Here is a 21,066-nt window from a genome sequence, read left to right on the forward strand (position 1 = left end):
CCTACGGCATTGCGTCGTTACAACATTTATAATGGTGGATATATCCATTGAAATATTAGTACATTTTGGCGTTTATTTATTCGTATACTGGCATTAATTGTATTATAAAATAAACGTATCAACGCCGTAGGTGTTGCGTTTTTGATAGCCCAGGGTTGCCAAACGATAGTGCAGGCTACCCTGGGTTAGCGTATGGTTTGTGTGGACCAACGCCGTAGGTGTTGTGCTTTTTTTGATTAATCCGCCATAAAATGTTTCATTATATCCATGCCTTCATAGAAAAAGCTCAACACCGATGGCGTTGAATCTCCTTGCGAATATTTACCCGGGGTAGGCTCGTTCCTCGCCAACCCCGGGCTATCAGAAGAACAACTCGTACCGAGTTGCGCCATGAGGGCATTTATATTGCGAAATTCATCCATTGGGATAATGGCGCAATACCAACGCAGTTGCGAGATGAAACAATTGTGAGCATGGCGTTGTTAATAATTAAAGGTGAAATAGTGTAAGGCAAACAAAGCCGAGACACCAGCGCCTTTCTGCCTCACCCCCAGCCCTTTGCTTTCCTCGTTTCGTAGGCTTCACGAACAGCGACCTATGGTTCTCCGAAGAGAGGGGGGAGTAGTTAGCCATGGAAATGGAGGGAGTTATTTGAAGGTTATTTAGAGGTGGTGATGATGTTGATAATTAAAGGTAAAACGATTTGATGCAAATCATCGCACAATCTGCCGCGTTTTACACGATGAAATGGCGCTAATTACCGCGTGATTTGTATCATTTCACAACACCATTTGTATCACTTTGAAAAATGGGGGTTGGGATATGAAAGAATGTTTTTAGGGAAAGCATTTCATGGAAACATTCGGGTAACGCTTTAATATCGTGCTTGTTAACGGACAAGACAGGGGTATTTTATGTGCGTTTATCTCTGAAAGAAAAGGTGAAAATAGCCTACTTACATTACGAAAGTAATGAAATTGTGTACAATTTGGAAATTTATTTGTGCAAAAAGAACAACATATTCTTTTATTTTATATATCTTTGTGGTCGATGCTTATTTGTAAACCTAAACATAAAACCTATGAGGTGAAGTTCCGCTTTGTATGAAACCATGATGAAAACGTATTCTTCGGACGAGTCACCGCGAATCAGATGGCATCGCGAATGGCTGTAGAGGGTGGGTTAACCTCACTGAAACGATGCAGCATTGGCGTGGAAAACGAGCGTTTACAGACATTGAAAAACAAGACACACTGACGTTGGTCGGCTAATGACAAAGCGCAGGAAAGGTGCTGCTTTATGGTTCATCGGCTCACGTTTTGTCTCAATATGCGTAGGAATGTTAAGCCTAAAATTTATAAATTAAAATCTAAACGAATGGAAAAGGAAAAAACACTACTGGGTTGCAGATACCGAATCATGACGGTAGCAGCCTTATCTGCTTTGTCTTTTTTGGTTCCTTCACCTGTCATGGGAGGCATTTCAGGAGCTAAAGTCTCGGGAATTGTGCAGCAAAACAAGGTGAAAGTGACAGGAAGGATTGTTGATGTTGACGATAATCCGATTCTAAATGCAACAGTAAGAGAGTTGGGTTCGAGCAATGGTACAGTCACTGATTTAGACGGAAACTATGTGTTGATGATATCACCAGGCAGTACTTTGCAGATTTCATCAATTGGTTATAAGAATATAACGAAAAAGATTGAGAAGGGAGGAAAGCTTAATTTCACGATGGAAGAAGACGCTTCGCTGCTTGGCGAGGTAGTAGCCATTGGCTATGGAAAGGCAAAGAAGGGCGATCTTTCAGCCGCTGTAGCGACTGTTGACAATGTAGATAAACTGCAAAAACGCCCAGTAAGCAACGTGTCTCAAATGCTTCAAGGTCAGATTCCGGGGGTTTCGGTTGTTGCAAATGGTGGTCATCCCAGCGCCGAACCAACGATTACGATTCGTGGAATGGGCTCGCCCAACGGCGAATCTCCCTTATATGTGGTTGATGGTGTACCCGGTGCACCTTTTAATATGAGTGATGTTGTATCGATAACCGTATTGAAAGATGCCGCCTCGGCAGCCATTTATGGTGCTTATGCGGGTTCGGCGGGTGTCATACTTGTAACCACCAAGCAGGCCACGGCAGGCAAACCCTCTATAGAATACAATGGAGTATTTGGCTATTCTACCGCACAGCATCTGCCTAAGTCACTCGGGTGGGAAGACGAAAAGCGTGTGCGTGCCTTCTCTTATCAGCAAGCTGGCAGCACCCTTCCAGCCGGTTGGGATGTTATTAGCCGTGATCCTATCTATGGAAAGACCAATACCGACTGGGTGAAACAAGTCTTCAGAACAGCTGCTTTCAATCGACATAACATAGCAGTATCAGGAGGTAACGCCGAGTTTTCTAATCGTTTGTCATTAGAAATCAATAATGCTGACGGCACACTCGTTAATACTTACAACCGACAAGTTACTGCACGACTGAACTCTTTGTGGAATATCACGAAGTTCTTACGTATCCGTGAGGACCTAAGTTGGAAGGATCGACGCGTTAGAGACGTTAATACGACGAGTGCAGAATCAGGAGTTATCCTCGCCGCTATTATGTTTCCACGAAACACTTTCCCTTATGAGGGCGGCGGATATATGGGTACTGTGCCGACGAAGTATGCTGAATATGCCAACATTCATGGTGATGCCATTAACCCAATGCGTATCCTTCAGGCCGCGTATGATAACAATCACGCCTCTACTTTCACTTCAACAACGTTCTTAGATGTCGTGCAACCAGTCAATGGTTTGAATGTAACTTCACGCTTTACCTGGATGCAAACCAACTATATGCAACGCTATTGGCGTCCTCAACGCACAGAGATTGGGAAGCCAAACCTAACGAACGAGCTCTATTATCGTAACTATCGGGAGCCTCAATGGGATTGGGAGAATACCTTAACTTACGACCGTATCTTCGGAAAACATACCATAGGACTGATGGTTTCGACTACCGCCTCGCAATATAGTTACCGATTTAACGACGCAACTATGCGCGGATTCGAAGACGAAATCAATTCAATGATGTACTTTTCCAATGGAACCCAGGTCATTAATCCAAACGATCTGTACTACAAAGACCGCAATGTGTCGTATGTAGCACGTGGAGCTTACAGCTATTCTGACCGATATTTCTTCACAGCTTCAATGAGAAGAGACTATGCAAGCCGTCTACCGAGGGGCAAAAAGTATGGAGATTTCCCGTCAGTAACGGCAGCTTGGAAGATAACTTCAGAGCCATGGTTTAAGAAAAACAATGTAGTGAGCATGTTAAAGCTACGTACCAGCTGGGGAAAAATAGGCAACTTAGGGTCTATTGGCTATGGATATGGTGTGGCAACACTATCGACTCGCTATCCAAACGATTCGCCTGATGTGGGCAGTCAGATAGGAATTGACAACCGAGTGATGGCAGGAATCTTCCTCGCTAATGCCTTTAATCCCAATCTTACATGGGAAACCTCAGAGCAAGTAGACGTTGGTTTGGATGCCGTTTTATTCAATAACCGACTGAATTTGAGTGTAGACTTCTTCAATAAGAATACAAAGAATCTCATCAAGACACAGGATGTGAACTGGCCAACGACTATAGGCATCGCGTCACCACTTATCAACGACGGACAAGTAAATAACCGTGGCCTTGAGATTTCAGCCTTGTGGAAAGACCGAATAGGTAAAGACATCGGCTATTATGTAAGTGCTAATGTTGCAACCCTACGCAATAGACTCACTAATATCGGTGCCGCCAACCCTGACGGCAGTAAACCTGTGTGGACATATGAGGATGATTATCACTACAAAGAACTCACTCCGTATCGCAGTTCGGAAGGAAAGCCACTCTATTCTTATTATCTTTTGCGCACGGATGGCGTCTTTCAAACAGATGCAGAGGCTGCCGCTTACGTGAATTCTAACGGACAACGTCTCCAGCCTAAAGCCAAAGCAGGAGACTTAAAGTTTGTAGATATCGACCAAAATGGTTCAATCGGTGAGGGAGACTATGAGTTCCGAGGCAATGCAATGCCTAAAATGACCTACGCTTTCAGTGCAGGTTTCAGCTACAAGAAGTTCTCTTTCGACTTCATGTTCCAGGGATCGTATGGTGCAAAGCTATTCAATGCCTATAAATATACCACATTAAATGAAGCCGTTGGAAGCTTTAATCGCTCTGAAAAGATTCTAAAGGCGTTGGAAGGTCCTACATATGACGTGCCACGTATATCCATGACAGACGATAACGACAACTTCGGCAGGATATCAGATTGGTATCTTGAGAGTGGTTCTTACCTTAGAATGAAGAACATTTCCATTAGTTATTCGTTCTCAGACCTATTGCGTAAGCTCGCGTTCTTTAACCAACGACAGAGCACACTCGACCTAACCTTGAGCTGTGATAACCTATTTACCATCACGCCTTATAGCGGAATAGACCCCGAAGTAGGTGGAGTGGGATTGGACTGTGGCCAATATCCTGTTTCAAGAACTATCTCGTTGGGCGTTAAAATCAAATTCTAAGAATCGAAAACTCAGACAACTATGAAGATAAATAAAATATTCTTTTCTCTCCTTTTGATTGCAGGAACGCTCTCTTCCTGTACAGGTGACTGGTTAGAAACTACGAAAGAAGGAACTCCTAACGAGGGAAACTTCTGGAAAAATGATGCAGATTACATCAAAGCTGTAACCACTTTATATGATTGTTACGCTTATGAAGAGACTTGGGGACGTGATTTGTTCTACGAACAAGGTGCTGGTGACGACATCGTTTACGGCAGAAACCGAGGCAATAGCCAAATGAACTTGGCGAAACTCAAGATGGATGGCTCCTCAGAAGGCTCCATAAAGTGGTTCTATAAGCAAATGTATGAGACGATGTCTGCCGCAAACAACATCATCTATCACGCGCTTTTGATTCCTGAAAACGAACGAACAGCGGTGCAAAAGCGGTCGTTGGGCGAGGCATATTTCATGAGAGCATTCACCCATTTCATGATAGCCTATCGCTATGGACGCCCAGATAACGGCGTGCCTTTCGTGAAATATGAAGACTTTTCGGACTATGAGAGGCAGATAAATGAGGTTCCTCAGCAGCAAAACTCCGTCATGGATAACTATCGTTTGATTGTAGAAGACTTGCAGAAAGCAGCAGATTGTCTTGACTGGTTTAAGAATTATACGGCTGATAACTATGGAAGAGCTACACGAGATGCGGCATTAGGTTTCATGGTTAAAACCTATGCATACTGGGCACAGCATGATAACAGCCAGTGGGCAAAGATACCTGCGCTTGTGGATAAAATCGAAAATGAAGGCGGAAGAGGCTTGCTCAACAGCTATGCTGACGTGTTTAAGGCCGAGAATGAATGGAGTAAAGAGTATATTTGGTCTATAAACTCAAGAGGAAGTAACTATGCTGGCAGCATCTTTCCAGGCATTTCATTAGAGAATAAAGGCTGGGGTGTGTTCAACGGATGGGGCTATATGAAGCCTACTTTGGAGCTTTATGCGGAATACAATGACCAAGATCAGCGCCGTGATGCTACCTTATTGGCTTATGGAGACAGCTTCAAATACTTCGGAGAAAACTGGAAATGGTATTCAAACTCTGACATTGAAGTGGGTTTTGCCTTTAAGAAGTATATGGAACCATTCTCTTATGGCAAGATCATTCGCGACGGAAATGGAAAGATTACGGGTTATGAGAACAGCCATATCTCAACAAACGGCGACCGTCCTACAACCGATTTGAATGTTCCTTTGATGCGTTTCTCTGAGTTGTTGCTATTCAAAGCCGAGGCATTAATTATGCAAGGACAGAACAATGCGGCTGCCGTTGTGCTCAATAGGATTGCAAACCGCGCCCAGGAAGGCGTTACTTACACTGCACCTACAATGATAGAACTCATGCATGAGCGTCGTTGTGAGTTGGCTTTTGAATGGACCGACAGACTGATGGACCTCAAACGATGGGCAGCAGGAGGCAATGCGGCTTGGAATCTCGATGCACTTGCAAAGATAAGAGGGGCAAAACACGGCATCAAGCACGTGGATAGAACTAATCCCGACTCGCCCGTTGATGTGACAAATGGCACTACGCTCACGATAAACGGAAAGACTTATCATGGTGTTATCACCATAGGTGCGGGGCAAGGTGATGCCAAAGACTATGAACCGGGGGGCACTTACAGCGTTTTGCCGTATGAAATCAACCAGGTGATTAAGTCAAATGGCAAGTTAAAACAAAACAAAGGATACGCTTCTAACTTCTGATGCAGCAAGTAATGCGCCTCAAAACATAAAGCATTAAAAACCAACATGCGGAGTGTAATGTGTCAAAACATTACCTCTGCATGGATGAGTTTGCCCCTCAATCGAAACAGCTCGTAACGTGCTAAGAGTCAGTTCGTTGAATAGTATGATGCTTCTGGCAATGTGTTTTGACGCAAATGATGTTACAATTTGATGCAAATCACCACATGTTTTGACGCAAATCATCAAGTGAGATGCCGCAATTTACAAGATGTTAGAAATCAAACACTTAGGTGATGTTGCTCAAAATGTTTATAAATTACAATCCATGATGATAAGAAAATGCTTTATTTCTGCTGCCGTTCTGCTGAATACCTTCGTCGTATATGCCCAGAACAGTGCACTACAGACGTTCACTTTAGCCCATCCTTACAGCGTAGAGAGGATTCAACCTCCTAAGGGTAAGAAGGTGAAAAATGTTATTTTGATGATTGGAGACGGCATGAGTTTGATGCATATTCAGGCAGCCTGGACCGTGAACAGAGGCCATCTATGGATAGAGAACGCTCAAACGACGGGTCTTTCCTTTACTCCTGCGAGCAATCGGCTTATTACTGACTCGGGCTCGGGAGGCACTTCATTGGCTACAGGCTATAAAACGGCCTATCATGCTGTGGGAGTTGATGACGAGGGGCGACCGCTAAAGTCGCTCGTTGACTATGCAAAAGCGTCGGGAAAGAGTGCTGGCATTGCCGTAACTTGCCGTCTTTGGGATGCTACTCCCTGTGATTTTATCAGCCATAATCACGACAGAAATAACGAACAAGAGCTTGTTTCGGAGATGATAAACAGCCCAGTTGACTTTGTCTTTGGAGGCGGATCAAAGTATTTTGAGCATCGAAAGGACAAACGAAACCTCTTTGATGAACTTCAGAAGAAAGGCTACTACATCGCCCGTTCGCTTGAAGACGTTCAGCAAAACGTAAAAAGCGGTAAGGTTTATTGTGTGCCTTTTGAGGTCGATACGCCACTACCCGACGAGCGAGGTGACCTGCTTGCACGTGCTTCTTTGACTGGAATCACACTGTTAAATCAAAATAAGAATGGCTTCTTTATGATGATAGAAGGGTCTCAACTCGATGATTATGGACACTTTAATCAGTTGGATATGCTGATGAAAGAAACCTTAGACTTCGACCAAACGATTGGAAAGGTCATGCAGTGGGCAGCAAAGGATGGTGAAACGCTCGTCATAATTACGGCTGATCACGAGACAGGCGGCATGACAATCCATGGAGGTGACTTGGCAACGGGAACCGTAACAGCCAACTTTTCGACAAAAGACCACACGGGAACTATTGTCCCTGTCTATGCCTTTGGACCGGGATCGCAAGACTTTACAGGCTTTATGGACAACACAGAGATATTCTGGAAGATTAAGAAACTACTGAAAATATAAAACCATTACAAACCAAATGCACAGAAAAACCATTGGCTTCATCGTGTCATTCATGGCGATCACTGCAACAGGACAAAACCTAATGCCGTCTGGTTCGCCGCTTTATAAGTTGCCTTATAAGAATACTTATGTCATGGAAACCCTCGTTGCAGAGAACGCTTTCCGTACAATGAAACCCAAAAAACAAATCCCCGAGTCGTTTGAACACGCCAAAAGAGTGCTTCCAGAGCCTTATTGGGAGGGCCATTCTAAGGAGATTGACATGTATTGGAAAGCCTGGCAACTCGGTATTAAGAATGTATGTCAACCCTTAGATGAGTCAGGTTTCGTCTCCAGTTATATCGCTCCGGCTTATAATGGCAATATCTTCATGTGGGATGATGCCTTTATTACGATGTTCTGTCGCTACGGACGGCGTTACTTTCCCTTTCAAAACACCCTCAATAACTTCTATTCTAAGCAGCATCCTGATGGCTTTATATGTCGTGAAATACGTGCCGATGGCAGCGATTGCTTTGGACGTTACGACCCAACCAGTACAGGTCCCAACCTACTTCCATGGTCGGAATGGCTTTATTACATTCAGTTTGGCGACGACTCGCGTCTAAACATGGTGTTTCCTGTGCTTGCTGCCTACTACAAATGGCTAAAATTGAACCGCACTTGGCGTAATGGCACTTACTGGAGTAGCGGTTGGGGCACGGGAATGGATAACATGCCACGCGTTCCCGAGGGCTATAACACCATCTATAGTAATGGACATATGGTCTGGCTTGATGCCTGTTTACAACAGATTATGGTTGCAAACATCCTCTTGAAAATGGGCTTTTACTTAGAGCGTTGGCAGGAAATAGAAGAATTTGAAGATGATATTAGGAGCCTTTCTGACTATATCAACCGGCACATGTGGAGCGAAAAAGATGGTTTTCTCTATGATTTGTTTGCCAATGATAGCCTTAGTTCCACGCAAGGTATATACGCTTTTTGGGCTCTTCACACTGATGTCCTCTCTAAAGATAGGCTTGATCGGCTCGTGAACCACCTCAAAGATACCACCAAATTCAATCGTCCTCATCGCATACCTTCCTTATCTTACAGCCATCCTAAATACAAAGCGAATGGTCGTTACTGGCTCGGCGGGGTGTGGCCTGGCACAAACTATATGGTCATCTCGGGTCTTGTAGAAAAAGGTTACCGCCGGTTGGCGTGGGATATCGCCCTGAATCATTATCAAAATGTATTCAAAGTGTTTCAGAAAACGAATACCTTTTGGGAATATTATGCCCCAGAAGACGCTGCACCGGGCTTCATGGCGCGCCGTGATTTCGTAGGATGGACTGGACTTCCTCCTATTGCAATACTGATAGAATACATCTTTGGCATCCGCGCAAATGCCGCAGATAACAAGCTAACTATTGACGTAAACCTGACCGACGGCTATGGCATTAGTCGTTATCCCTTTGGACAAGACGGGCTGATGGATATCAAAGTGGCTAAGCGAACATCACAAAACGAGAAGCCAAAGGTAACAATCAAGACGAATAAACCAGTGGAAGTGCAGCTTATGTGGGGTGAAAAGGAGCAGACAACTAAGGTAAAGTCGGGCACCACCACCCTTTAACCATCATTCAAAACAAAACAAATAAAGCAACCATTAATATCATGTCTACAACAATTGCAATAGACCTTGGCGGAACAAACATAAGAGCTGCCAGGATAGAAGGCTACGAAATAAAACAGAAAATAGCCGTAAAGTGTAAGGCAAATGGCCAGAAACACGACGTCGTTCAACAGCTTTTCGACCTCGTTCGACAACTAATGACGCCAGAAACTGAAAAGATTGGTATCGGCGTTCCATCGATTATAGACCACGAAAAAGGTGTAGTCTACGACGTACAAAACATTCCTTCCTGGGACATTGTACCGATAAAAGCACTCATGGAGAAAGAGTTTAGCCTCCCATCGGCAGTAGATAATGACGTCAATTGTTTCGCTTTAGGCGAAAAACATTTTGGAATTGGAAAACAATATCGTAATTTTGTAGGCATAACGATAGGCACAGGGATTGGTGCAGGCATTGTTATTGATGGCAAACTCTACCGTGGAAGCAACACGGGAGCAGGCGAAATAGGATGTCTTCCCTATCTAAACTCCGACTATGAGCACTATTGTTCCTGCCAATGGATGAACAAACGAGGGCTTAATGCGCTTGAGTTGTCTGAACGGGCACAAAGGAACGACGTTGAGGCTATAGCCATTTGGGAAGAGTTTGGCAGGCATCTTGGCAAACTGTTACAGGCAATTTTGCTCACCTACGACCCCGAAGCAATCATCATTGGCGGTGGAATCACGGGCGGATCTGACTTCTTCAAGACCGCAATGATGCAGTCGATGGCAAGTAATTTCCCTTATCCGAAAGAGATAGAGCATATCCATGTCCACTTCTCTACACTCGAAGATTGTGGCCTTTTGGGTGCTTCTCGATTGTAAATGAATTGCACATAGAATAAAAACACAAACCAAGAAACTATGAAAAAGAAACTAATTATGCTGTCGATAGCTTTATTATGCTGTCTGACTACATGGGGAAAATGGAAAGCTAACCATGTTTTTCTCATCGGACTTGATGGTTGGGGCGCCTACAGTGTAGCCAAAGCATCCAACATTCCCAATCTACAAAGCTTAATGAAAGGGGGATGTTACACCTTGAAGAAACGCAGTGTGTTGCCTTCTGAGTCTGCCGTTAACTGGTATACTATGTTTTGTGGCGCAACACCTGAAATGCATGGATACACCAATTGGAATTCACGCGTGCCCGAAATCCCGTCAATGGAGCTCAACGAACATGGCGTTTTCCCAACTGTTTTCTATGAACTTCGGCGCCAATATCCTAAGGCTGTCATCGGTTGTCTTGCCGAATGGGACGGCATACGCTACCTTGTTGATACGCTTTCTGTAGACTATGAGGCCGTAGCTTCTAACTATGAGAAAGACAATGGGCAGCTATGTCGCATGTCAGTAGACTATATTAAGGCAAAGAAACCTAACTTAATGGCTATCATTTTCGACCAGATTGACCACACGGGGCACGCTATTGGCCACGACACTCCAGCCTATTATGAGACTTTAAGCCGTGTAGATGGCTACATAGGACAAATCATTCAGGCGCTGAAAGATGCCGGAATATACGACGATTCCATTATCATTGTCACCGCAGATCATGGGGGAATAGGCAAGAAACATGGCGGAAAATCTCTCGTTGAGCTTGAGATTCCGTTCATTATCTTTGGTAAGAACGTTAAAAACACAGGCGAATTCAAACAAACTATGATGCAGTTTGACACCGCAGCAACTATTGCTGACATCTTCTCTCTTAAGATGCCACAGTGTTGGCGCGGTCAATCCATGACGCAGGTCTTTAAAAAATAAAAGCTCGCTACAATGCCGTGAATAGACCACTGCAAGAATCTTGTGCGCCTGTTCAGAGCAAATAATGGTTTGACATCTATCGGATTAAGAAATAAACACAAATAAACAACAACGTAAATCGAATAAAACATAAACACAAAACAACCAATGAAAAGATTCACTTTCCTCGCTATCACACTGCTGTTAGGCTGTAATCTCATGGCACAATCATTCTATGTAGGCACTTATAACATTCGTTATAACAACCCAGATGATATTGCTGAAGGCAACGCTTGGAAGCAACGATGCCCTCATCTCTGCGACTTCATCAACTTCGAACAGCCTGTTATCTTCGGCACGCAAGAGGTGTTGGTCGACCAACTCCATGACTTGCAAAAAGGATTAGACCATTACAGCACGTTAGGAGTAGGCAGAGAAGATGGTAAAGAGGCTGGAGAATATGCGGCAATCTTCTTTAAGAGCGATGCACTTAAATGCTTAGATAGCGGTTATTTCTGGCTTTCTGAGACGCCAAATAAGCCATCTCTCGGCTGGGACGCGGCATGTATCCGCATCTGTACATGGGGAAAGTTTGAAGATAAGGCTTCAAAGAAGACGTTCTTCTTCTTTAATACCCACATGGATCACGTTGGAACGAAGGCAAGAAGAGAGAGTGCACACCTCATTCTCAATCAAATCAAAGCCATAGCCAAAAACAATCATGTCATCCTTACAGGCGACTTTAACGTTGATCAGACGGATGAAATCTATAAAATCTTTTCAGATTCGGGCCTCTTACGCGACTGTTATGCCAATGCCAAGCAACGAATGGCGCCCATAGGAACATGGAACGACTACATGCAAGACTATCGGGATATGGCTCGTATCGACCATATCTTTGTCTCAAATGACTTTAACATCGAGCACTATGGCATCTTTACAAACAGCTATTGGCTTGGAAAAACACGCCGAAACATCTCTGATCATTATCCCGTTATGGTGAAATTGCAGATGAAATAAAGAGAAATAAAGCCGAGACACCAGCATCTTTTAGCCTCACCCCCAGCCCCTCCCCGAAGAGGGAGGGGAGTAGTTACCCTCGCAAATGGAGTGAGTTGTTTGAGAGTTAATTGTGGGTGGTGATGTCGTTGATTATGAAGCGTAAAATGATTTGATGCAAATCATCGCGTAATATGTCGCGTTTTACACAACAAAATGACGCGGATTATCGCATGAAATGACACAAATTGTGACATAATATATTTAATGTCGAATTATGCCACGATACATATTGTTTCACAAATTATTTGAATCAACGTCGTTGATAATGGTTATTTCCGTGTGACAAGCCATTGAATCATGTTGAAAAACGAAAGAAATCGTATCGAAAAATGCATGTTTCAACGCCGTAGGTGTTGTGCTTTTTTTGATTAATTCGCCATGAAAGGTTCCATTGTAAGCGTGTCTTTATAGAAAAAGCTCAACACCTATGGCGTTGAATCTCCTTGTGAACGTTTACCCGAGGTAGGCTCGTTCCTCGCCAACCCCGGGCTATCAAAAACACAACTCGTACCGAGTTGCACCATGCGGGCATTGCAATTGCCAAATACATTCATGGGAATACCGGCATAAAACCTATGGCGTTGCGCCATGAGTAAATTTATATTGCCAAACACGTTCATTGGAATACCAGCATGACACCTATGGCGTTGCGCCATGAGCAAATTTATATTGCCAAACACGTTCATTGGAATACCAGCATGGCACCTACGGCGTTGCATCGTTACAACATTTATAATGGTGGATATATCCATTGAAATATTAGTGCATTTTGGCGTTTATTTATTCGTATGTTGGCATTAATTGTATTATAAAATAAACGTTTCAACGCCGTAGGTGTTGCGCTTTTGATAGCCCAGGGTTGCCAAACGATAGTGCAGGCTACCCTGGGTTAACGTATGGTTTGCGTGGAACAACGCCGTAGGTGTTGCGCTTTTTCGGCGTAATTTGCCATAAATTTTGGCATAAAAAAATGACAATCATGATATAAAAAGAACGTATCAACACCATCGGTGTTACGCTTTCTAAACGTAATCCACCATGAATCCCCTCACTATAACCATGTTTTCTCGAAAAAAGCTCAACACCTATGGCGTTGAATCTCCTTGCGAACGTTTACCCGGGGTTGGCGAGGAACGAGCCAACCCCGGGCTATCAAAAACACAACTCGTACCGAGTTGCATGGTGAAACAATTATGAGGGTGGCGTTGTTAATAATTAAAGGGGAAATGGTATAAGGGAAACAAAGCCGAGACTTCAGCACCTTTCAGCCTCTCCCCCAGCCCCTCCCCGAAGAGAGAGGGGAGTAGTTACCCTCGCAAATGGAGGGAGTTATTTGGGAGTTAGTTAGGGATGGTGACATTGTTGATAATAAAGCGTAAAATGGTTTGTGGCATATCATCGTGTAAAACACGGCAAAACACACGGCCATTTGACGCATTTTACCGCGTAAAATGACACAAATCATTGGGTAAAATAACGCAGTTTGTAGCGTTGTTTGACGCATTTCACAGCGCCATGAATCTGTAATCATGGTGTGGATGGATAGGAAGCGGCTAATCGTCTGATGGACAATAATTTGTGAGAGGATAAAAAACAGGAGGCAAGGGAAGTGATTGTTCGATGGCTTTCAAATCGCTTCATCGTGCAACTTGGTTTGTAAATATTCAAGATAGGCTTCAACGCATACTCTACTTGCAAACAGATGATTTCATCTTTTAAGTCTGTCAAGAAAGCGAAAAAAGACTTTATCTCATGAAAAAGAATTGGTTTTGAAGAACAATTGAAAAAAAATTATTATTTTTGCACAATATACTTAGATTGAAAAATGATATGAGAAGAATATTATCTACAGGCATTTTGCTACTGATGGTCATTGTAGCGAGTGCGCAGATTCAGTCTCCTGTGAAGTTCACCGCACAACTAAAGACGGGCAAAACGGCTGAAGCTGAGATTGTGTTTACAGCGAAAATAGCGGCCGGTTGGCATGTATACTCCACCCGACTTGGGGCAGATGGGCCGACATCGGCTACGTATACAGCGACCAAAATGGATGGCGTTGAGCTTGTAGGAAAGCTCCAAGCCCACGGAAACGAAATCTCTGCATATGACAAGAACTTTGAAACGACGTTGCGATATTTTGAACATAGCGTGACTTTTACACAGAAAGTGAGGTTTACAAAGCCTGACTTTGTGCTGAAAGGTTACTTGGAATATGGGGCTTGTAACGACCAAAACTGCATGCCACCAACAAGTGTTGATATTTCAAAATCGGGCAAAAGTCCGGCTGTAGCAGCAGGAAAAGATGCCAAAGCTGAAGCAAAGCAGGGCGCTACTCAAGGAGAATCTTTGAGTGATATGTCAAAAACTGCAGACCCAGGAAAGGTAGAAGAGATGGGAAATTTGGCCGAATCGCAGGCTAATAGCGTTGCACAGATGCAGCAAGATAGTGCGGCTCGTGTAGCTGCTGCAGCCTCTTCGTCGCTCACTAAGGCTGATAAAGCAGCATTGTGGAAGCCTGTTATCAAGGAGATTCAGGCGTTAAACGGAGACAAAGGCGTTGAAAACCAGAGCTGGGCCTATATCTTTATGATGGGCTTTTTGGGCGGATTGCTCGCTTTGTTCACGCCTTGTGTGTGGCCGATTATACCGATGACCGTGAGTTTCTTCCTCAAACGAGCAAAAGACGACCGTCGAAAAGGCATACGAGATGCCATCACTTATGGTATATCTATAGTCGTTATCTATCTCATTTTGGGTTTAGCGGTGACGAAACTCTTTGGTGCTTCGGCGCTGAACGCATGGTCAACAAAGCCTTTCTTCAATGTGTTCTTCTTCTTGATGCTTGTGGTTTTCGCCCTAAGTTTCTTCGGATGGTTTGAGATTAAGCTACCCGAGAAGTGGGGAAATGCGGTTGATTCGAAGGCGTCTTCAACCACAGGACTGCTCTCTATCTTTCTAATGGCGTTCACATTGACGTTGGTTAGCTTCTCATGTACAGGCCCAATCATCGGCTTTTTGCTTGTTGCCTCTACCACATCTGGTTCAATTCTTGGCCCAGCTTTCGGCATGTTTGGCTTTGCAGTGGCTTTAGCTTTGCCGTTTACACTATTTGCCATGTTCCCAAGTTGGCTGAAAAGCGCTCCAAAGTCGGGTTCATGGATGAACACTATAAAGATAGTTCTCGGCTTCATTGAATTGGCTTTCTCTCTTAAATTCCTAAGCGTTGCCGACATGGCATCGCATTGGCACCTGCTAAGTCGTGAGGCTTTCCTGGCTATTTGGATAGTACTCTTCGCCGCACTTGGCCTATATCTCATTGGAAAACTTAAGTTCCAAAGCGATGCAATCGGTGGAGACATTCAAAAACCAATGCCAGTTCCTTGCATCATGTTGGGTCTTTGTTCACTTGCTTTCTCTGTATATTTGGTGCCGGGACTATGGGGTGCGCCCGTCAAGGCAGCCAGTGCGTTCGCTCCTCCAATGGAAACTCAGGACTTTAATCTTAATACTAAGGTGGTAAAGGCACAGTATACAGACTATGAAGCAGGTATGGCGGCGGCGAAAGCCATGCATAAACCCGTGCTAATTGACTTCACAGGATATGGTTGTACGAATTGCCGTAAGATGGAATCTGCCGTTTGGACCGACCCACGCGTTATGGAATTGTTGGAGAAAGACTATGTGCTTATCTCGCTTTATGTAGATGATCACACGAAACTTCCTGAAGAAATAAGTGTCAAAGAGAATGGAGAGACACGCATACTCCGTACGATTGCCGACAAGTGGAGCTATCTACAACGCAGTAAGTTCGGTGCAAACACGCAACCATTCTATGTGCCAGTAGACAACGAAGGCAATCCTCTTGTGGGCAGTTATTCATATAATGAGGACATACCTGCATACATAAAGTTCCTACAAAAGGGTCTCGACGCTTATAAAAAAGAGCAGAAAAACAATTAAATATGCTTGAAAACGAAACGCGTAAAGCTATCCTTGACCTCATCAATCGTGAGGTTGTACCGGCTGTTGGGTGTACAGAACCAATGTCAGTTGCCTTATGTACGGCGAAGGCTACAGAGCTTTTGGGATGCAAGCCCACACACATCAAGGTGTTGTTAAGCGCAAACATCCTGAAAAACGCAATGGGAGTGGGGATTCCCGGCACTGGAATGATAGGGTTACCTATCGCTGTTTCACTCGGTAGTTTGATAGGAAAGAGCGCCTATCAACTTGAAGTTATCAAGGACCTTACCCCCGAATCGCTCGCAGCCGGCAAGCAGTTTGTGGCCGAAAACCGCATTTGTATTGGGCTGAAAGAGAACAATACAGAGAAACTTTACGTGGAAGTGACCGTAGAAAGTGAAGGACATCAAGCTACAACCATTATCTCTGGGGCACATACCTGCTTTGTCTTTGCATCGAAAGATGATGAAGTCTTGTTTGACAAACGCCACAAAAGTGGAGACGAAAGCGAAGAAAACGACATCCAACTTAACATGAAATTGGTGTGGGATTTCGCTATGACGAGCCCCATAAATGAATTGAGTTTCATCCTAAAGACAAAGGAATATAACCTTCGTGCGGCTCAAGAGAGCCGCAAAGGGAACTATGGTCATTGCCTCGGTAAGACCATGGATCGGCCTCTAAGCCATGGAATCTTCGGCAATAGTATCTTTTCTCACATCATCGCTACAACCGCTTCAGCTTGTGATGCGCGTATGGGTGGGGCGATGATTCCCGTGATGAGTAACTCAGGTTCAGGCAATCAAGGAATCTGTGCGACTAATCCCGTGGCCATATATGCCGAAGAAAACGAGAACACGGAAGAGGAATTGATTCGTGCTTTGACGTTAAGTCACCTCACCGCTATATACATAAAACAAAGTCTTGGCAAGCTAAGTGCGCTATGTGGATGCGTAGTTGCCAGCATAGGTAGTAGCTGTGGAATCACTTATCTCATGGGAGGCACCTACCAAGATGTATGCCATGCCGTGAAGAACATGATTGCAAATCTTACCGGAATGATATGCGATGGAGCGAAACCAAGCTGTTCTTTGAAGATATGTTCAGGCGTAAGTACGGCTCTTTTGAGTGCTCTCTTAGCACGAGAAGGCCGACATGTCACCGCAGCTGAAGGCATTATTGACGAATGTGTGGACCGAAGCATCCATAATTTAACCAGTATTGGCAAGGAAGCTATGTGTACAACAGACGATATGGTGCTTCGAATCATGACGAGTAAGCAAGGCTGTTAGGTGGTAAAGGCAAAGCACATATAGTGCGATATCATATCAAACATTCAATCATAAAGAATGGATTTGATCATGGGAAAGTGCAAATTAATAGCTTGAAAGTGGCATTCTTTTTCCAAATTATTGTACCTTTGCATAAGAGATAGCTGCATTCGGCATAGTCGAACAAGTTCACTCTGCGCTCATTGGCAATCTCTTTGCATAAGAGATAGCTGCATTCGGCATAGTCGAACAAGTTCACTCTGCGCTCATTGGCAATCTCTTTGCATAAGAGATAGCTGCACTCGGCATAGTTGAACAAGTTCACTCTGCACTCATTGGCAATCTCTTTGCACCATGAATAAAAGGTAACGGGGTCTCATAGTTCAATGGATAGAACAAGTCTCTCCTAAAGATTAGATCCGAGTTCGATTCTCGGTGAGACCACTTTCTTGAGCCTTGGCTCTATAAATCAGTTAAATCCAAACAATCATTAATATCATGCTTGGAGCTATTATAGGTGATATTGTTGGTTCACGCTTTGAGTTTTCAAAGCAAACTACATTCGATTTTGAATTATTTACGCCTGATTGTGACTTCACAGATGACACAATTTGTACCGTAGCAGTGGCTGATGCTATCCTCAATAATAAGCCATATCGTGAAACGATTCATGAGTGGTGTCGACGTTATCCAACGCCAAAGGGAGGCTATGGAAGCCTGTTTCAGCGCTGGATTGATAGTGAAAACCCACAACCATATGGCAGTAGTGACAATGGATCGGCTATGAGAGTGAGTCCTGTTGGCTGGCTCTTTGACGAATACAAAGACGTACTTCACGAGGCCGAAGCATGTGCCGCCGTTTCGCATAATCACCCAGATAGCATCAACGGAGCACAGTGTGTAGCGACTTTAATCTATTGGCTTCGCACGTGCCGCATTACAAAAGACGAGATAGAAAGTGCCGTAAAGCGTAACTTTGGCTATCGAATGATGCCGTTAAAAGACATCTATAAGATTGGAAGTGAAAACCACTTTGATGGTCTTTGCAATGAAACGGTGCCCTATGCCATACGTTGTTTCCTCGAAAGTAATAGCTTTGAAGACGCTATTCGCTATGCCGTTGCCGCGGGAGGAGATACAGATACCAAGGCAAATATATGTGGATCCATCGCGGAATCTTACTATGAAATACCAGAAGAAATGATAGAAAAGGCCTACTCGTATCTACCAGATGACATGCTGGATGTCATCACACAGTTTTACGATAGAATACAAAGCGAACTCTAAAATCATAGCTTTCGCTCATCAACTCATCTCTTCAGCACCCTCGTTTGACATTAAAAAGGAGATGAAACACATGGGTTCATAAACTTAAATATCAATTTTTACTCAACAAATATTATGAAGAAAAGTATTATTTTGCTCCTTGTGAGCCTTTTTATACCATGGGTTGGCCATGGAAAAAATATAATTTCAACCGCACAGAAGGCTGAAACCACACAGCAACAACAGCATCTCATGACAGCCAAACAATGGGAAAAGGTGCATGCAGCCTATGCTCTCAAAACCTATCAACCTAAAGATTGCTGGAATTTTATTACCGATTATTCACCTAACGATAAAGCAAACGTGGCGACAACACGCTTATTTCAAAACATGAAGATTCTGCTTTCAGGCGATAGTTTGCTTTATCTGAATGGACGAAAGCTTAGCGTAAAGCGTGCAGAATGTAGTCTCCAAACGATGAAAAAGCAAACTTCTTACTTCACCTTCCTTTATAAGTATCTCACCAATCGAGGCTTTCAATTCTCTAAAACGATGCCCGTGTTGCAATTGAAGGCATCAAAACACGATATTTATAGCGACAAACTGCAATATGTTTATACGGGAGATTATCTCACACTCTACCACAAAGGATCGATTGCTATCTATAAATATATTCGGCAAAAAGACCAGGGAAAGCCCGATGCTAAGGCTAAATTGGTCTATACAATGGCCGATATGTATAAGGATTTTGAAAAAGAAGGCAGTAGCGAACGTGCCAAAACATACCACATTCGCCAATGGAAAGAGCCTCTGAAAATGGCATCTTTCGACCGAATTGAAGACATGCCAGTCGATGGCGGCTTCTTCTTTGAGAAGTTACCCGGCTTTAACAACTTCCCCATCTTTGTTTGTTACAACTATAATGAGGATGATGAGTTCTTGATTTATGCCATGAAACGTGGCGTGATTGATTTTGACTATTGTCTTCAAGTCGAGGCTTTCAGTTCGTATAATGACACAAAAGAAGACTTCGCTATCTTCTCTGATGGCACTATTTACATTAAAACAACCAAAGGAAAGAAAGCTAAAATCCTCGTTTGTCGTCTCAATAAACAGGGAGATTTCTATATGTTGAAGTAGTGAATGAGGGCTTATGAAACCATGATAAGCCTGTAAACGCAAGCCATATAGCATAAAACAAAGCCTAAAATAAACTGATGATAGCTTATAAAATGATGGGATTGATTTCACTTTCAGTGCTATTCCTAAGTGCCACCTGTATGGGCTCAGGGCAAAATGCGACTGCACCAAGCACACCAAAGGTGCAGCAACACACAGCAAAACCTCTCTCTTGTGACGAGAAACTCATGCAGTTGGTGTGCTCATGTCCCAACTTTAGCACGCCTTTCAATAAGAAAACGATGCATGCCGAGATAGCCGAAAAGCGACAAAATGGTGTTTATGCCATCCGCTTATATGCCAAAGAACATGGCGCAAACAGCGAAAGCACGCAAGGTTGGCTATTGCTTGACACGAAGAACAGATGCTTAAAGGATATCACTAACGACCCCGACACGCCCACTTTATTGCGATATGACAAGGCAAAATATGAGGACTATGTGACCAACTGCTTAGGAATAAAGTCTACTGCAGCCCAACATGAGCGTGCAGAAAAACTGCTCTCACAGCTTCCAATGCTATCGCTTCCATTAGAATATAGCTATGATTTCATCATGGATATGGGTGGAACAGTCACTCCCGACAAGGCGCTTATGCCGTTGTTAAAGACCTATGTTGACGCCGAAACAGACCTTTCAAACTGTCATGTGGCTCAACTGCCTGCGGTAGATGGCTATCGTCTCCTCCTGATTTGTGGCAATAATGCGGTTGGCGAGGGGCGTTTCTTCTTATGTTCAATAGATAAACAAGGCAAACTTACTGAGAATTTACTCATTTATACGGCCCAAACCATCCTGTGGAAAGGCAAAGAAGAGAACAGCTTCCTACATTTCAAGGTCAATAAAGGCGGTCAAATCATGCTCAATAAAACAATCGTTCACAATGAAAAAGAAGTCGTTATCAGTAAGAAGAACATTCAATTCAGGCGCGGAATCTTTTATTCTATATCAGATTGAGAATCAGTTTGTTACATAAGTAAAGGCAAAAGAGAACGCAAAGTGACACAATAAGCCTCGCCATCTGCGCCATTTTGCCTTATGATTTGCGTCAAATGGTCGTGTGTTTTGCCGTATTTTATACAATGAAATGACGCAAATCATTTTATGCTTTATGATTAACCATGCCACGCCCAAAATTGTTTCATCTCGCAACTCGGTACGAGTT

The 21,066-nt window shown here is 43.7% G+C and carries 15 protein-coding genes, 1 tRNA gene and 1 pseudogene; 13 read left to right on the plus strand and 4 right to left on the minus strand.

All coding sequences use genetic code 11. The features are described from left to right. Positions 1–236: 236 nt before the first annotated feature. Positions 237–422, minus strand: a complete 186-nt coding sequence (locus HMPREF9420_RS07915; protein ID WP_007135055.1) for a hypothetical protein — start codon at positions 420–422, stop codon at positions 237–239. Between the two features lie 955 nt (positions 423–1,377). Between HMPREF9420_RS07915 and HMPREF9420_RS07920 the strand changes: the two genes are divergently transcribed. The 7 genes from HMPREF9420_RS07920 to HMPREF9420_RS07950 all read left to right on the plus strand — a co-directional run bounded on the left by HMPREF9420_RS07920 (position 1,378) and on the right by HMPREF9420_RS07950 (position 12,181). Next, positions 1,378–4,560, plus strand: coding sequence for a SusC/RagA family TonB-linked outer membrane protein (locus tag HMPREF9420_RS07920; RefSeq protein ID WP_187116446.1), 3,183 nt, complete (start codon positions 1,378–1,380; stop codon positions 4,558–4,560). Positions 4,561–4,581: 21 nt separating this feature from the next. Next, positions 4,582–6,315, plus strand: a complete 1,734-nt coding sequence (locus HMPREF9420_RS07925) for a RagB/SusD family nutrient uptake outer membrane protein (RefSeq protein ID WP_007135058.1) — start codon at positions 4,582–4,584, stop codon at positions 6,313–6,315. Positions 6,316–6,622: 307 nt separating this feature from the next. Next, on the plus strand, positions 6,623–7,753 hold the full coding sequence (locus HMPREF9420_RS07930; protein ID WP_081457494.1) for an alkaline phosphatase: 1,131 nt from the start codon (positions 6,623–6,625) through the stop codon (positions 7,751–7,753). A gap of 16 nt (positions 7,754–7,769) precedes the next feature. Then, complete coding sequence (locus HMPREF9420_RS07935; protein ID WP_044078851.1) at positions 7,770–9,374, plus strand: MGH1-like glycoside hydrolase domain-containing protein; 1,605 nt, start codon at positions 7,770–7,772, stop codon at positions 9,372–9,374. A gap of 41 nt (positions 9,375–9,415) precedes the next feature. Beyond that, a complete protein-coding gene (locus HMPREF9420_RS07940) occupies positions 9,416–10,243 on the plus strand; it encodes an ROK family protein (RefSeq protein ID WP_007135061.1) in 828 nt (275 codons plus the stop codon). A gap of 39 nt (positions 10,244–10,282) precedes the next feature. Continuing rightward, positions 10,283–11,182: an alkaline phosphatase gene (locus tag HMPREF9420_RS07945; RefSeq protein WP_007135062.1), complete on the plus strand. Its 900-nt coding sequence runs from the start codon at positions 10,283–10,285 to the stop codon at positions 11,180–11,182. 147 nt (positions 11,183–11,329) lie between these two features. Beyond that, positions 11,330–12,181 (plus strand): endonuclease/exonuclease/phosphatase family protein, encoded by an 852-nt coding sequence (locus HMPREF9420_RS07950; RefSeq protein ID WP_007135063.1) that lies wholly within the window; start codon positions 11,330–11,332, stop codon positions 12,179–12,181. 467 nt (positions 12,182–12,648) lie between these two features. Here the strand turns inward: HMPREF9420_RS07950 and HMPREF9420_RS07955 are convergent, their stop codons facing one another. Beyond that, positions 12,649–12,975 carry a hypothetical protein gene (locus tag HMPREF9420_RS07955; RefSeq protein ID WP_007135064.1) on the minus strand — a complete coding sequence of 109 codons (327 nt, stop codon included), beginning with the start codon at positions 12,973–12,975 and terminating at the stop codon, positions 12,649–12,651. Between the two features lie 333 nt (positions 12,976–13,308). After that, positions 13,309–13,416: pseudogene (locus HMPREF9420_RS15015) on the minus strand (tetrahydrofolate synthase); the annotation flags it as partial. 637 nt (positions 13,417–14,053) lie between these two features. On the opposite strand from HMPREF9420_RS15015, the gene HMPREF9420_RS07960 reads away from it, so the two are divergent. Together HMPREF9420_RS07960 and HMPREF9420_RS07965 are read left to right on the plus strand one after the other, a co-directional pair. Further along, on the plus strand, positions 14,054–16,183 hold the full coding sequence (locus HMPREF9420_RS07960; protein ID WP_007135066.1) for a protein-disulfide reductase DsbD family protein: 2,130 nt from the start codon (positions 14,054–14,056) through the stop codon (positions 16,181–16,183). Between the two features lie 2 nt (positions 16,184–16,185). Beyond that, on the plus strand, positions 16,186–17,478 hold the full coding sequence (locus HMPREF9420_RS07965) for an L-cysteine desulfidase family protein (protein WP_007135067.1): 1,293 nt from the start codon (positions 16,186–16,188) through the stop codon (positions 17,476–17,478). 67 nt (positions 17,479–17,545) lie between these two features. Here HMPREF9420_RS07965 and HMPREF9420_RS07970 read toward each other — a convergent pair whose 3' ends face one another. Next, entirely contained in the window at positions 17,546–17,782 is a 237-nt protein-coding gene (locus HMPREF9420_RS07970; protein WP_007135068.1) for a hypothetical protein, read from the minus strand. A gap of 47 nt (positions 17,783–17,829) precedes the next feature. Here HMPREF9420_RS07970 and HMPREF9420_RS07975 point away from each other — a divergent pair. The 4 genes from HMPREF9420_RS07975 to HMPREF9420_RS07990 all read left to right on the plus strand — a co-directional run bounded on the left by HMPREF9420_RS07975 (position 17,830) and on the right by HMPREF9420_RS07990 (position 20,858). Continuing rightward, positions 17,830–17,901 (plus strand) — tRNA-Arg (locus HMPREF9420_RS07975). A gap of 54 nt (positions 17,902–17,955) precedes the next feature. Then, a complete protein-coding gene (locus tag HMPREF9420_RS07980) occupies positions 17,956–18,744 on the plus strand; it encodes an ADP-ribosylglycohydrolase family protein (protein ID WP_007135069.1) in 789 nt (262 codons plus the stop codon). Positions 18,745–18,858: 114 nt separating this feature from the next. Continuing rightward, a complete protein-coding gene (locus HMPREF9420_RS07985; RefSeq protein ID WP_007135070.1) occupies positions 18,859–19,863 on the plus strand; it encodes a hypothetical protein in 1,005 nt (334 codons plus the stop codon). A 77-nt stretch (positions 19,864–19,940) separates the two neighbouring features. Further along, on the plus strand, positions 19,941–20,858 hold the full coding sequence (locus HMPREF9420_RS07990) for a hypothetical protein (RefSeq protein WP_007135071.1): 918 nt from the start codon (positions 19,941–19,943) through the stop codon (positions 20,856–20,858). The last annotated feature ends 208 nt before the right edge of the window (positions 20,859–21,066 follow it).

Source organism: Segatella salivae DSM 15606 (genome assembly GCF_000185845.1).
GTDB classification, from domain to species: domain Bacteria; phylum Bacteroidota; class Bacteroidia; order Bacteroidales; family Bacteroidaceae; genus Prevotella; species Prevotella salivae.

Bases quoted from the DNA above. Each gene is read 5' to 3' on its own strand.
- HMPREF9420_RS07915 (WP_007135055.1), bottom strand. From the start codon at position 422: ATGGATGAATTTCGCAATATAAATGCCCTCATGGCGCAACTCGGTACG.
- HMPREF9420_RS07920 (WP_187116446.1), top strand. From the start codon at position 1,378: ATGGAAAAGGAAAAAACACTACTGGGTTGCAGATACCGAATCATGACG.
- HMPREF9420_RS07925 (WP_007135058.1), top strand. From the start codon at position 4,582: ATGAAGATAAATAAAATATTCTTTTCTCTCCTTTTGATTGCAGGAACG.
- HMPREF9420_RS07930 (WP_081457494.1), top strand. From the start codon at position 6,623: ATGATGATAAGAAAATGCTTTATTTCTGCTGCCGTTCTGCTGAATACC.
- HMPREF9420_RS07935 (WP_044078851.1), top strand. From the start codon at position 7,770: ATGCACAGAAAAACCATTGGCTTCATCGTGTCATTCATGGCGATCACT.
- HMPREF9420_RS07940 (WP_007135061.1), top strand. From the start codon at position 9,416: ATGTCTACAACAATTGCAATAGACCTTGGCGGAACAAACATAAGAGCT.
- HMPREF9420_RS07945 (WP_007135062.1), top strand. From the start codon at position 10,283: ATGAAAAAGAAACTAATTATGCTGTCGATAGCTTTATTATGCTGTCTG.
- HMPREF9420_RS07950 (WP_007135063.1), top strand. From the start codon at position 11,330: ATGAAAAGATTCACTTTCCTCGCTATCACACTGCTGTTAGGCTGTAAT.
- HMPREF9420_RS07955 (WP_007135064.1), bottom strand. From the start codon at position 12,975: ATGGATATATCCACCATTATAAATGTTGTAACGATGCAACGCCGTAGG.
- HMPREF9420_RS07960 (WP_007135066.1), top strand. From the start codon at position 14,054: ATGAGAAGAATATTATCTACAGGCATTTTGCTACTGATGGTCATTGTA.
- HMPREF9420_RS07965 (WP_007135067.1), top strand. From the start codon at position 16,186: ATGCTTGAAAACGAAACGCGTAAAGCTATCCTTGACCTCATCAATCGT.
- HMPREF9420_RS07980 (WP_007135069.1), top strand. From the start codon at position 17,956: ATGCTTGGAGCTATTATAGGTGATATTGTTGGTTCACGCTTTGAGTTT.
- HMPREF9420_RS07985 (WP_007135070.1), top strand. From the start codon at position 18,859: ATGAAGAAAAGTATTATTTTGCTCCTTGTGAGCCTTTTTATACCATGG.
- HMPREF9420_RS07990 (WP_007135071.1), top strand. From the start codon at position 19,941: ATGATAGCTTATAAAATGATGGGATTGATTTCACTTTCAGTGCTATTC.